Source organism: Streptomyces sp. NPDC096012, assembly GCF_040426375.1.
In the GTDB taxonomy this organism is placed as follows: domain Bacteria; phylum Actinomycetota; class Actinomycetes; order Streptomycetales; family Streptomycetaceae; genus Streptomyces.
Map to the genome: position 1 here is coordinate 136,602 of NZ_JBEOTD010000014.1, position 11,605 is coordinate 148,206.

Consider the following 11,605-nt stretch of genomic DNA (forward strand, 5'->3'; position numbering starts at 1 on the left):
AGACCGAGGAAACTCATGAACAGTGCCGAACTCGCCGAACTGGGACAGCAGCTGCGCGTGGACAGCGTGCGGGCGTCCGCCGCCGCGGAGTCCGGGCATCCCACGTCCTCGATGTCCGCGGCCGACCTGATGGCAGTCCTGCTGGCGAACCATCTGCGCTACGACTTCGAACGCCCCGAGCACCCCGCCAACGACCGCCTCGTGCTCTCCAAGGGACACGCGTCGCCGTTGCTGTACTCCGTGTACAAGGCGGCCGGCGCCATCGAGGACGGCGAACTGCTCACCTTCCGCAAGCTCGGCAGCCGGCTGGAAGGACATCCGACGCCCCGGCGCCTGCCCTGGGTGGAGACGGCCACCGGCTCCCTCGGCCAGGGCCTGCCGGTCGGGGTCGGTATCGCGCTCGCCGGGAAGCGGCTGGACCGCACCGGGTACCGGGTGTGGGTGCTGTGCGGCGACAGCGAACTGGCCGAGGGCTCGGTGTGGGAGGCCGCCGAACACGCCGGACACGAGAACCTGGACAACCTGATCACGATCGTCGACGTCAACCGCCTCGGACAGCGCGGACCCACCCGGCACGGTCACGACCTGGACGCCTACGCCCGGCGTTTCCAGGCCTTCGGCTGGCACACCATCGAGATCGACGGCCACGACGTCGACAAGATCGACCGGGCGTACGGCGAGGCGCTGTCCACCACCGGCCAGCCCACCGCGATCCTCGCCCGCACCCTCAAGGGCAAGGGCGTCGCCGCCGTCGAGGACCGCGAGGGAATGCACGGCAAGCCGCTGCCCGATGCCGAGGAGGCCATCGCCGAACTCGGCGGACCGCGCGACCTGCGCGTCCGGGCCAGCGAGCCCCCGGCCGCCGCCGCGGTGCGCTCGGTCACCACCGAGAGCCTGCAGCTGCCGCGCTACGACCAGGGGGACGAGGTCGCCACCCGGGACGCCTTCGGCAAGGCCCTCGCCGCGCTCGGCGGCGCCCGCGGCGACGTCGTCGCGCTGGACGGCGAGGTCGGCGACTCCACCAGGACCGAGGAGTTCGCCAAGGCCCACCCCGACCGGTACTTCGAGTGCTACATCGCCGAGCAGCAGCTCGTCGCCGCCGCCGTCGGCATCGCGGCCCGCGGCTGGGTGCCGTACGCGTGCACGTTCGCCGCGTTCCTCAGCCGGGCCTACGACTTCGTGCGCATGGCCTCCATCAGCGGCTCCGGGATCAACCTGGTCGGCTCGCACGCCGGTGTCGCCATCGGGCAGGACGGGCCCTCGCAGATGGGCCTGGAGGACCTGGCGATGTTCCGCGCCGTGTACGACTCGACCGTGCTCTACCCGTGCGACGCCAACCAGACGGCCAAGCTGGTCGCGACCATGGCCGGCCTCGACGGCGTCCGCTATCTGCGCACCTCCCGCGGCGCGTCACCGGTGATCTACGGCCCCGACGAGGAGTTCCCGGTGGGGGGCAGCAAGACGCTGCGCTCCTCGGAGGACGACCGGCTGACCGTCGTCGCCGCCGGGGTGACCGTGCCCGAGGCGCTGGCCGCCGCCGACCGGCTCGCCGAGGCCGGTGTCCGGGTGCGGGTCGTCGACCTGTACTCGGTGAAGCCCGTGGACGCCGAGACGCTGCGCCGGGCCGCCGAGGAGACCGGCTGCTTGCTCACCGTCGAGGACCACCATCCGGAGGGCGGCCTCGGGGACGCCGTCGCGGAGGCCTTCGGCGACGGCCGACCGGTACCCCGCCTGGTCCGGCTCGCGGTGCGCACCATGCCGGGCTCCGCGGCGCCCGACGAGCAGCTGCACGCGGCCGGCATCGACGCCGCGGGCATCGCCGCGGCGGCGAAGCTGCTGGTGGAGGAGGCGGTCGTGTGATGAGTCAGGGCGACGTGCGGACGGTCCGGGTGGGCCGCCGCACGGTGCGCATCCAGCGGCCGGGGAAGGTCCTCTTCCCCGGCCGCGGGACGGCCAAGGAGTACACCAAGGGCGACCTCGCCGACTACTACCGGGCCGTCGCGCCGTACCTGCTGCCGCACCTGCGCGGCCGTCCCCTGATGCTGGAGAGGTATCCGGACGGCCTGGACGGGCCGCGGTTCATGCAGAAGAACACACCGGAGCACTATCCGGAGTGGATCAAGCGCGTCGAGGTCGCCAAGGAGGGCGGCACGGTCACGCACGTCGTGTGCGACGACACCGCCACCCTGCTCTACCTCGCCGACCAGGCCTGCATCACCCTGCACCGCTGGCTCTCCCGCACCGATCGCGCCGCCGGCCCGGACCACCCCGACCGGCTGGTCTTCGACCTCGACCCGGCCGGCGACGACTTCGGCGCGGTGCGGCAGGCCGCCGGATGGCTGCGGGAGCTGCTGGACGAGCTGGGACTGCCCGTGGCGCCGATGACGACGGGCTCACGCGGGCTGCACCTCGTCGTGCCGCTCGACGGCCGCGAGGACTTCGACACCGTACGGCGATTCGCCCACGACGTCGCCGAGCACGCCGCGTCCCGGCACCCGGACCGGCTCACCACCGCCGCCCGCAAGAGCGAGCGCGGCGACCGGCTCTACCTGGACGTGCAGCGAAACGCCTACGCGCAGACCGCCGTCGCCCCGTACACCGTCCGCCCCCTGCCGGGCGCGCCCGTCGCTGTGCCCCTAGCCTGGGAACAGGTGGACGATCCCGGCGTCGATGCCCGGCACTGGACCATCGCCGACGCGGTGGACCAGGCACGGACGGACCCCTGGGCCGGTGTCCCGAGCCGTGGCCGGTCCCTGAAGCCCGCCCGACGGCGCCTCGCAGCACAGGCCGGCTGACACATCCGCTGCCACCAGGCACGACGGCCGGCTCGGGGCATGCGTTGACTCCCAAAGGTTTGGCCAAGGGCATGGCGGCCACACGCAGGGGAGAGGTGGCCATGACGAACACGAACAACACATCCAAGACACAAAACTCTCGTGATTCACAGGATTCCCACCAGTCACGGGAATCAGAAGAGCCACGGGAGACCGAGAAGTCACAGAGCGCGAGCGCGAAGGGCACGTCCGCGGCGGAGAACCGCCGTCCGGCACCCATGGAGGTGTTGCGCCAGGCACGCGCCCAGCTCGCGGAACTCACCGGTCTGACACCGGATTCGGTGTCCTCGTTCGGGCAGACCGAGGGCGGGTGGGCGCTGGAGGTCGAGGTCCTCGAACTGGAGAGGGTGCCCGACACGATGAGCCTGATGGCCAGCTACCAGGTCGAACTCGACCACGAGGGGCAGCTGACCGGTTACCGCCGCGTCCGCCGCTACGAGCGCGGAAGGGCCGACCAGCGCGGGGGCCGTTAGGCCACCGCCCGAAGGGCCGTCCGCAAGACCGCGAACCGACCACGTACGAGGAGGAATGTCCGGCATGACCGTAGTCCCGGCACAGCAGACCGGAGGCGGAGGCGGCAGCAGCGGCCTCTACGACGTACTTGAGCTGGTCCTCGACAGGGGGCTCGTCATCGACGCGTTCGTACGTGTCTCCCTGGTCGGCATCGAGATCCTGAAGATCGACGTCCGGGTCGTCGTGGCCAGCGTCGACACCTATCTGCGCTTCGCCGAGGCGTGCAACCGCCTCGACCTGGAGTCCGGCCCGAACAAGAGCCCGGGCCTGCCCGAGATCGTCGGCGAGGTCACCGAGTCCGGTGCCCGCGGCAAGTCGAAGGGCGCGCTGTCCGGCGCCGCCGAGACCATATCCGACGCCTTCAGCCAGGCCCGTCAGGAAGGGCAGGGGGAGTCGCGGCCGCGTGCCCGCAAGGCCCCCGCGCGCCGTAAGGAGGAGCAGGAGTGAGCACGTACGTCTACGGGATCACCGCCCGGTCGCACCCGGCGCTCCCGGAGGGCATGACGGGCGTGGGCGAGCCGCCCCTCCCGGTGCGCCTCCTCACCGCCGGTGAGCTGACCGCCGTGGTCAGCGACGCCCCCGAGGGCCTGCGCCCCAAGCGCCGTGACCTGCTCGCGCACCAGAACCTGCTCGCCGAGACCGGTGCGGCCGGCTGTGTCCTGCCGATGCGCTTCGGCAGCGTCGCCCCCGACGACGACTCCGTCACCCAGGTCCTCACCGAACGGGCGGAGCACTACCTGGAACGGCTGCGGGAGCTGGACGGGAAGGTCGAGTACAACGTCAAGGCCTCCCACGTCGAGGAGGCCGTGCTGCACCTGGTGATGGCCGAGAACGCCGAGGTGCGCAACCTCGCCGAGGCCAACCGGCGCTCCAACGGGGGCAGTTACGACGACAAGATCCGACTGGGCGAGATGGTCGCGGCCGGGGTCAAGGCCAGGGAGTCGGCGGACGCGAACGAGGTGCAGGGCCTGCTGGCGCCGGCCGCCACGGCGCTCAGCGTCGGCCCCGAGTCCACCGGCTGGCTGCTCAACGTGTCCTTCCTGGTGGCCCGGGACTCGGCCGAGGACTTCCTGGCCGCCGTCGAGCAGGTCCGCAAGAGCCACGCCCACCTGGACCTGCGTGTGAACGGTCCGCTGCCGCCCTACAGCTTCGTGGAGCCAGGCCCCGCCGAGCCCGCGGGCAGCGCGGCCGGCGCGGACGCCGGCGTGCAGTAGCGCTCCGGGCCCGGACGGAACGGAAGGAGAAGACCGTGGGACTGATCGGCGAAGTGCTGATGCTGCCCTTCGCGCCCGTGCGAGGCAGTGCGTGGGCCATCAGGCAGGTACTCCAAGAGGCGGAACGCATCTACTACGACCCCGCCACCGTCCGGGCCGAACTCGCCCGTCTCGAAGAGCGGTTGGAGGCGGGCGAGATCACCGAGGAGGAGTTCGACCGGCAGGAGGACGAACTGCTCGACCGGCTGGAGACGGCCCTGGGCTCCGGCGACACCACAGGCAACGGGACGGGACGATGAACCGAACGACACTGGGCCTCGCCGTAGGGGCCGGATACCTGCTGGGACGTACCAAGAAGCTGAAACTGGCGCTCGCCGTCGGCTCCCTGGTGGCGGGCAAGAAGCTCAACCTCAGTCCCAAGATGATCGCGGACGTGGTGAGCCAGCAGCTGAAGAACAACCCCCAGTTCAAGGAGATCGGGGACCAGTTGCGCCAGGACCTGCGGGGTGTCGGCAAGGCCGCCTCCGGGGCCATGGTCGAGCGGCAGATGAACACGCTCGCCGACCGGCTGCACGGCCGTACCGCCCAGATGCGTGACGAGCTGTCCGGGGTGGCGCCCGATCTCGGCGACGACGAGAACGAGGACGAGGGCGAGCCGCGGGACGAGGCCGGGGACGACGAGGACACCGGCGAGGAGCGGAGCGGCCGCGGGCAGCGGTCCGGCCGCGAGGACGACGACCGGGACCGCGGTGACGGCCCGCCCCGGAAGAGGGTGGCCAAGAAGGCCCCCGCCAAGAAGGGCGTGGCCAAGGCCCCGGCCAAGAAGGCGGCCGACAAGGCTCCGGCCAAGAAGGCGGCGGCCAAGAAGACGAGCGCGGCCCGCAAGACGGCCGCGAAGAAGACCGCCGCGGCCGGCGGTGCCGCCCGCGGCGCCGGGTCCGGGGACGCGAAGGGTGGCGATGACCGATGAGCGAGACCGTCGGATCGGCCACCTCCGCGGCCGGCAAGGCCGCGGGTGGGGCCAAGGACAATCCGCTGACCGACCTCGCGCACAGCGAGGCCGCCGACCGGCTGAAGTCGGAGGCGCAGGAGTTCCTGGCCGCGCAGGCCACGAAGATGCTCACCGGCCTCGGCCGCAAGCTGGGCGAGACCACCAACAAGCTCAACGACATAGCCGAGGGCAACAGCCCCGGATTCGCCAAGCTCGCGCTCGAGGGCGGCCGCAAGATCGCCGAGGGCAAGGGGCCGCTGCGCTCCGCGCTGGAGCTGGGCGCCTCGCGGGCCAAGGAGAACGTGATGGACGCGGTCAGGAACCTCGGGGGTGGCAAGGGCAAGAAGGGCGGATCGGGCAACAAGCCCACCGTCATCCTGGAGTCCGTCGACGTCGGCGTGCCGCTGCGCACCGCCTACGACCAGTGGACCCAGTACCAGAGCTTCAGCACCTTCGCCAAGGGCGTCAAGAGCGCCAGCCGCGCCGACGACACCCACTCCGACTGGCAGGCGAAGATCTGGTGGTCCAGCCGCAGCTGGAAGGCGCAGACGACCGAGCAGATACCCGACTACCGCATCCAGTGGACGTCGGAGGGCGCCAAGGGCACCACCAAGGGCGTGGTCTCCTTCCACCGGCTGGAGGAGAACCTCACCCGGGTCCTGCTGGTCATCGAGTACTACCCGTCGGGCTTCTTCGAGAAGACCGGCAACATCTGGCGCGCCCAGGGCCGCCGGACCAGGCTGGACCTGAAGAACTTCGCCCGCTTCATCACCTTGAAGGGCGAGGCGGAGGACGGCTGGCGCGGCGAGATCCGCGACGGCGAGGTGGTGCGGACCCACGAGGAGGCCGTCGCCGAGGAGGAGCAGGAGTCCGAGGGGTCCGAGGACGAGGCCCCCGAGGACGCCGAGGCCGGCGAGTACGAGGACGAGGAAGAGGGCGAGGCGGAGCCCGAGCGGTACCGGGACGAGGACGAGACCGAGGAGTCCGAGGAGCCCGAGGAGCCCGAGGAGTACGAGGACGAGGAAGAGGGCGCCTACGAGGACGAGGCCGAGGAGGGCGAGGAGCCCGAGGCCGAGTACGAGGAGGGTGAGGAGCCCGAGGCCGAGTACGAGGACGAAGAGGAGCCGGAGTACGCCGAGGGCGGGAGCCGTCGATGACGACTGCCAGCCGGTTCCCCGAACCGTACGGCCAGAGCAGCGGCGCCAACCTCGCCGACATCCTGGAGCGGGTGCTCGACAAGGGTGTCGTCATCGCGGGCGACATCCGGATCAACCTGCTCGACATCGAGCTGCTGACGATCAAGCTGAGGCTCATCGTCGCCTCGGTGGACAAGGCCAAGGAGATGGGGATCGACTGGTGGGAGACGGACCCGGCCCTCTCCTCCGGAGCCCGCCGGGACGAGCTCGCCCGCGAGAACGCCGAGCTGCGCGAACGCCTGGCCCGGCTGGAGGAGCTGGAGCTGGAACCGGGCCGCAAGCCGAAGAAGGAGGCACCATGACCGGACTGCGGTACGTCTACGCCGTCTGCCGCCCCTTCGACCTGCCGTTGCAGACCCAGCTCACCGGCATCGGCGGCGCCCCGCCGGCGGTGCTGCACCACCACGGCCTGGTCGCGGTCGTCAGCAACGTCTCGGAGGCCGACTTCTCCGAGGAGGCCCTCAAGGCCCACCTGGAGGACCTGGACTGGCTGGCCGCGACCGCCCGCGCCCACCAGGGCGTGATCGACGCGCTCGCCACGGTCACCACTCCGCTGCCGCTGCGGCTCGGGACCGTGTTCCGGGACTGCAGCGGGGTCCGCGCGATGATCGAGGCCGGCGAGGACCGCTTCCGGCGCACTCTCGACCGGCTGACCGGCCGGGTGGAGTGGGGTGTGAAGGTCTACGTCGAGCCGGAGCCGGAGCAGACCGGGCCCGCACCCGCGGCGGCGAAGCCGGTCAGCGGCCGGGACTATCTGCGCAGCCGGCGCGAGCGCAGCCACGCGCACGAGGAGAAGTGGCAGCGGGCCGAGGCGTTCGCGCAGTCCCTGCACGAGCGGCTCGCCCGGCAGGCCGAGGACTCCCGGCTGCACGCACCGCAGAACGCGGCGCTGTCCACCGCGCCGGGGCAGAACGTGCTCAACGGCGCCTACCTGGTGACCCGGGCGAACTCGGAGGAGTTCGTGGAGCTGGTCGACTGCACCAAGGACGAGGTGCCCGGGATCCGGGTGGAACTCACCGGGCCCTGGGCCGCCTATTCGTTCACGGAAGAGGAATCGGGAGGGGAGCCGCGGTGACCGTCGTCGAACGGCGTGAGATCGCGCTCGTCGATCTGCTCGACCGGCTGCTGGCCGGCGGAGTCGTCATCACGGGCGACCTGACGCTGCGCATCGCGGACGTCGACCTCGTGCGCATCGATCTGAACGCCCTGATCAGCTCGGTGAACGAGCAGGTCCCCTCGCCCTTCGAGGACTCGGCATGACCGCGAGCAGCCGGCGCAAGCGGCTCGATCTCGAACCCGACACCATCGAGCGGGACCTGGTGAAACTCGTGCTCACCGTGGTGGAGCTGCTGCGCCAGCTGATGGAACGGCAGGCGGTACGCCGCTTCGACACCGGCGAGCTGTCCGAGGAGCAGGAGGAGCGCATCGGGCTGACCCTGATGCTCCTGGAGGACCGGATGGGCGAGCTCAGGGACCGCTACGGGCTGGGGCCCGAGGACCTGAACCTGGACCTCGGGCCGCTCGGCCCGCTGCTGCCCCGCGAGTGAACCGGCCCGGCACCCTCAGGCGCGGGCCTTGCGGCACAGGATCTCGCCGTGCAGGACGGTGAACCAGCCGTCCTCCCGTGCGCCCCAGTCCCGCCAGGCCCGCGCCACCGCCCGCAGTTCCGCGGCGGTCGCGTGACCGCCCCGGGTGGCCCGGTCGGCGTAGGCGGAGGCGACCGTGCGGTCCGCCCACAGGCCGCTCCACCAGGCCCGCTCCTCGGCAGTGGCGAACGTCCAGGTGCCGCTGGTGGCGGTGATGTCGCCGATCCCGGCGGCCAGCGCCCACGCCTTCAGCCGGCGTCCGGCGTCGGGCTCGCCGCCGTTGGCGCGGGCCACCCGCTCGTACAGCTCCAGCCAGTCGTCCAGACCGTCGGACGCCGGGTACCAGGTCATCGCCGCGTAGTCCGCGTCCCGTACGGCGATGAACCCGCCCGGTCTCGTCACCCGGTGCATCTCGCGCAGCGCCCGCACCGGGTCGCCGACGTGCTGGAGCACCTGATGGGCGTGGACCACGCAGAAGGTGTCGTCCGGGAAGTCCAGCGCGTGGACGTCCGCGACCGCGAAGTCGGTGTTGCCCAGGCCGCGGGCGGCGGCGGTGGCGCGCGCCTGGTCCAGGATCCCCGGCGCGTGGTCGACGCCGGTGACGTGGCCGTCGGGGACGAGTTCCGCCAGATCCGCGGTGATGGTCCCCGGGCCGCATCCGATGTCCAGGATCCGCATGTGGGGCTTGAGCGAGCCGAGCAGGTAGGCCGCGGAGTTGGCGGCGGTGCGCCAGGTGTGCGAACGCAGCACCGACTCGTGGTGCCCGTGCGTGTAGACGGCGGTCTCCCGTGCTTCCGGCATGGCTCAGCCCCTTCTCGTCGTACCGGCCCGGCGCCACCGGTGCGGCACCGCGGCGGTACGGCCCACGGTACGGGGGCATGCCGAATGATGAGATACGCGTTCTGCTCTATGGACTGGCGGTGCGTCAGTCAGCCGTTCGGGCAGGGCGTCCGGGGTCGGTGCGCAGCGGGCGGTAGACCGTCAGGGCCTCTGGCAGTTTCTCCAGCGACACCTCGCCCGAGACCGCCGTGACCTCGCCGTCGTAGGCCAGCGGGGTGCCGGGCGCGAGGCCCGTCAGCCGCAGCCGGTTCACCTGGACCGCCGCGTGCGCGGGCGAGCGGGTCAGCGGGCCCGCCACGGCCGCGGCGAGCAGCCGGAGCGCCGGCCGGCGGCTGCCGTGCACCACCCGCACGTCCAGTAGCCCGTCCGCCAGATCGGTACGGCGGCCGGGCGTGAGCCCCATGCGGTGGTAGACGCCGCTCCCGACGAACAGCAGCCACAGCGGCCGCCGCTCACCGCTCACCTCCACCTCCAGCGGATGCCGGTCCGCGCGCAGCACCCGCAGCGCTCCGAGCACCCCGGCCGGCCAGCCGCCGATCCGGTGCGACCAGCGCTCCCGCTCACGCACCAGCTCCGGGTAGACACCCAGGCTCAGCGTGTTCAGGAACAGCCCGTCGCCGTCGGCGGTGACGAACCGGCCGGCGTCCACCCGGACCGCCTCGCCGTGCCGGATCGCCTGGGCCAGATCGCGCTCGTCCTCCACCCCGAGGTCGTAGGCGAAGTGGTTGAGGGTGCCGCCGGGCAGCACCGCGAGCGGCAGACCGTGGCTCAGGGCGATCCGGGCGGCCGCGTTCACGGTGCCGTCGCCACCGCACACCCCCAGCACCCGCGCCCGGGCCGCCGCCTTCTCCAGCGCGTCCTCGACCTCCTCCGGCGCGCACTCGACGACCTCGGCCTGCGGCAGCGCGTCGCGCAGCGCACGCACCCGCTCCGACGTGCCCGAGGCCTGGTTCGCGACCATCACCAGGCCCTCGCCCTCGACCAGGGACGGCACCTCGGCCCGCGACCGGGTCTGCCGCCACAGCTGCGCCCGGGTCGGCACCAGACGCCGTACCAGGAAGGCGGCGCCCACTCCGAGCGCCGCGCCGGCCAGCACATCGCTCGGGAAGTGCACCCCGGTGTACACGCGGGACGCCGCCACCGAGACCGCCAGCGGCGCCACCGCGGCGCCCCACGCCGGCGACTCCAGCGCGACCCCCGTCGCGAACGCGGCCGCCGACGCCGCGTGGCCGGACGGGAACGAGGTCGTGATCGGCTGCCGCTTCAGCTGCCGCACCAGCGGCACCGGGTCCAGCACCGGCCGGGCCCGGCGCACCGAGCGCTTGCCGATGGTGTTGATCGTCAGTGAGGCCAGTCCGAGGGAGGCCAGACCCCGCACGGCGGCCCGGCGCCCCCGGGGGGTGCGGCTCGCGGCCATCACGGCGGCCGTGGCGGACCACAGCACCCCGTGGTTCGCGCTGCGGCTCAGCCGGGGCAGCACCCGCTCGGCGCCTGGCCAGTGCCAGGCGGCCGCCGCCTCGAACACCCGGGAGTCGAGGCGGAGCAGCCCGCGCAGGGCGTTGCGGCCGGTCTGCAGGGCGGTCAGGTCAAGGTCTGCGGTCATGGGGTGCGGTTACCCTGAAGTGCTCGTTTCTTGTGTCCCCGTGCGCCGGGTGCCCGACCGGTGCGAAAGCCCTGCGACGGAGGTTGCCCGGATGCGCCTGCTCCTGGTCCGCCACGGCCAGACCCCCTCCAACGTGGATCACCTGCTGGACACGGCCGAGCCGGGCCCGGGACTGACCCCGCTCGGCGAGGCGCAGGCCGCCGCCCTGCCCGAGGCGCTCGGTGACGAGGACATCGAGGCCCTGTACGCCTCCCCCCTGACCCGCACCCGGCTCACGGCCGCCCCGCTGGCCGCCGCCCGCGGCCTGGGGGTGCTCGTCCGCGACGGCATCCGGGAGGTGTCCGCCGGCGACCTGGAGATGCGGCCGGGACACTCGCCCGAGGGCGAGCGGTATCTGCGTACGGTGTTCGCGTGGGCGGAGGGGGAGACCGAGCTGCGCGTTCCCGGCGGGGAGAGCGGCGGGGAGGTCCTCGCCCGGTACGACGCCGTGGTCGCCGAGGCGGCGGCGAGCGGCGCCCGGACCGTCGCCATGATCAGCCACGGCGCCGCGATCCGGGTGTGGACCGCCGCCCGCGCCGGCAACGTCGACGTGGCCTTCGCCGCCGCCCGCCCCCTGGCGAACACCGGCGTGGTCGTCCTGGAAGGCTCCCCCTCGGACGGCTGGAAAGCCCTGTCCTGGCAGGGCGCCACCGTGGAACCGGCCGGTGAGGCCGGCCCGGCGGGGGAGCCGCTGGACACGGCGGGGTAGGCAGGCGGCCACGGCGGGGCAGGCAGGCGGCCCGGCGCCGGTGCCGGGGGCCGGGCCGGATATGCGTTTGCCCCGGGTCC

15 protein-coding genes are annotated in these 11,605 nt (G+C 72.7%); 13 read left to right on the forward strand and 2 right to left on the reverse strand.

What is annotated here, in order from left to right; translation table 11 throughout:
- Positions 1–15: 15 nt before the first annotated feature.
- The 12 genes from ABVB68_RS16660 to ABVB68_RS16715 all read left to right on the forward strand — a co-directional run bounded on the left by ABVB68_RS16660 (position 16) and on the right by ABVB68_RS16715 (position 8,295).
- Positions 16–1,860 carry a transketolase gene (locus ABVB68_RS16660; protein ID WP_353601800.1) on the forward strand — a complete coding sequence of 615 codons (1,845 nt, stop codon included), beginning with the start codon at positions 16–18 and terminating at the stop codon, positions 1,858–1,860.
- Positions 1,860–2,795: a non-homologous end-joining DNA ligase gene (ligD, locus tag ABVB68_RS16665; RefSeq protein WP_353601801.1), complete on the forward strand. Its 936-nt coding sequence runs from the start codon at positions 1,860–1,862 to the stop codon at positions 2,793–2,795. Before ABVB68_RS16660 ends, ligD begins: the two co-directional genes overlap by 1 nt.
- Before the next feature lie 101 nt (positions 2,796–2,896).
- Entirely contained in the window at positions 2,897–3,307 is a 411-nt protein-coding gene (locus ABVB68_RS16670) for a gas vesicle protein GvpO (protein ID WP_353601802.1), read from the forward strand.
- Between the two features lie 64 nt (positions 3,308–3,371).
- Entirely contained in the window at positions 3,372–3,794 is a 423-nt protein-coding gene (locus tag ABVB68_RS16675) for a gas vesicle structural protein GvpA (RefSeq protein ID WP_353601803.1), read from the forward strand.
- A complete protein-coding gene (locus ABVB68_RS16680; RefSeq protein ID WP_353601804.1) occupies positions 3,791–4,561 on the forward strand; it encodes a GvpL/GvpF family gas vesicle protein in 771 nt (256 codons plus the stop codon). The genes ABVB68_RS16675 and ABVB68_RS16680 overlap by 4 nt, the downstream gene beginning before the upstream one ends.
- A gap of 35 nt (positions 4,562–4,596) precedes the next feature.
- Positions 4,597–4,860 (forward strand): gas vesicle protein GvpG, encoded by a 264-nt coding sequence (locus ABVB68_RS16685; protein WP_353601805.1) that lies wholly within the window; start codon positions 4,597–4,599, stop codon positions 4,858–4,860.
- Entirely contained in the window at positions 4,857–5,531 is a 675-nt protein-coding gene (locus tag ABVB68_RS16690) for a DNA primase (protein ID WP_353601806.1), read from the forward strand. Before ABVB68_RS16685 ends, ABVB68_RS16690 begins: the two co-directional genes overlap by 4 nt.
- On the forward strand, positions 5,528–6,709 hold the full coding sequence (locus tag ABVB68_RS16695) for an SRPBCC family protein (protein ID WP_353601807.1): 1,182 nt from the start codon (positions 5,528–5,530) through the stop codon (positions 6,707–6,709). Before ABVB68_RS16690 ends, ABVB68_RS16695 begins: the two co-directional genes overlap by 4 nt.
- Complete coding sequence (locus ABVB68_RS16700; RefSeq protein ID WP_353601808.1) at positions 6,706–7,050, forward strand: gas vesicle protein; 345 nt, start codon at positions 6,706–6,708, stop codon at positions 7,048–7,050. The genes ABVB68_RS16695 and ABVB68_RS16700 overlap by 4 nt, the downstream gene beginning before the upstream one ends.
- Positions 7,047–7,823 carry a GvpL/GvpF family gas vesicle protein gene (locus ABVB68_RS16705; protein WP_353601809.1) on the forward strand — a complete coding sequence of 259 codons (777 nt, stop codon included), beginning with the start codon at positions 7,047–7,049 and terminating at the stop codon, positions 7,821–7,823. The genes ABVB68_RS16700 and ABVB68_RS16705 overlap by 4 nt, the downstream gene beginning before the upstream one ends.
- Positions 7,820–8,008 (forward strand): gas vesicle protein, encoded by a 189-nt coding sequence (locus tag ABVB68_RS16710; protein ID WP_353601810.1) that lies wholly within the window; start codon positions 7,820–7,822, stop codon positions 8,006–8,008. The genes ABVB68_RS16705 and ABVB68_RS16710 overlap by 4 nt, the downstream gene beginning before the upstream one ends.
- Positions 8,005–8,295: a gas vesicle protein K gene (locus ABVB68_RS16715; RefSeq protein ID WP_353601811.1), complete on the forward strand. Its 291-nt coding sequence runs from the start codon at positions 8,005–8,007 to the stop codon at positions 8,293–8,295. The genes ABVB68_RS16710 and ABVB68_RS16715 overlap by 4 nt, the downstream gene beginning before the upstream one ends.
- Positions 8,296–8,310: 15 nt before the next feature.
- On the opposite strand, the gene ABVB68_RS16720 is transcribed toward ABVB68_RS16715, so the two are convergent.
- Both ABVB68_RS16720 and ABVB68_RS16725 read right to left on the reverse strand, forming a co-directional pair.
- Positions 8,311–9,135, reverse strand: coding sequence for a class I SAM-dependent methyltransferase (locus ABVB68_RS16720; RefSeq protein ID WP_353601812.1), 825 nt, complete (start codon positions 9,133–9,135; stop codon positions 8,311–8,313).
- 124 nt (positions 9,136–9,259) lie between these two features.
- Positions 9,260–10,777: a bifunctional phosphatase PAP2/diacylglycerol kinase family protein gene (locus ABVB68_RS16725; RefSeq protein ID WP_353601813.1), complete on the reverse strand. Its 1,518-nt coding sequence runs from the start codon at positions 10,775–10,777 to the stop codon at positions 9,260–9,262.
- Between the two features lie 91 nt (positions 10,778–10,868).
- Between ABVB68_RS16725 and ABVB68_RS16730 the strand changes: the two genes are divergently transcribed.
- Complete coding sequence (locus ABVB68_RS16730; protein WP_353601814.1) at positions 10,869–11,525, forward strand: histidine phosphatase family protein; 657 nt, start codon at positions 10,869–10,871, stop codon at positions 11,523–11,525.
- The last annotated feature ends 80 nt before the right edge of the window (positions 11,526–11,605 follow it).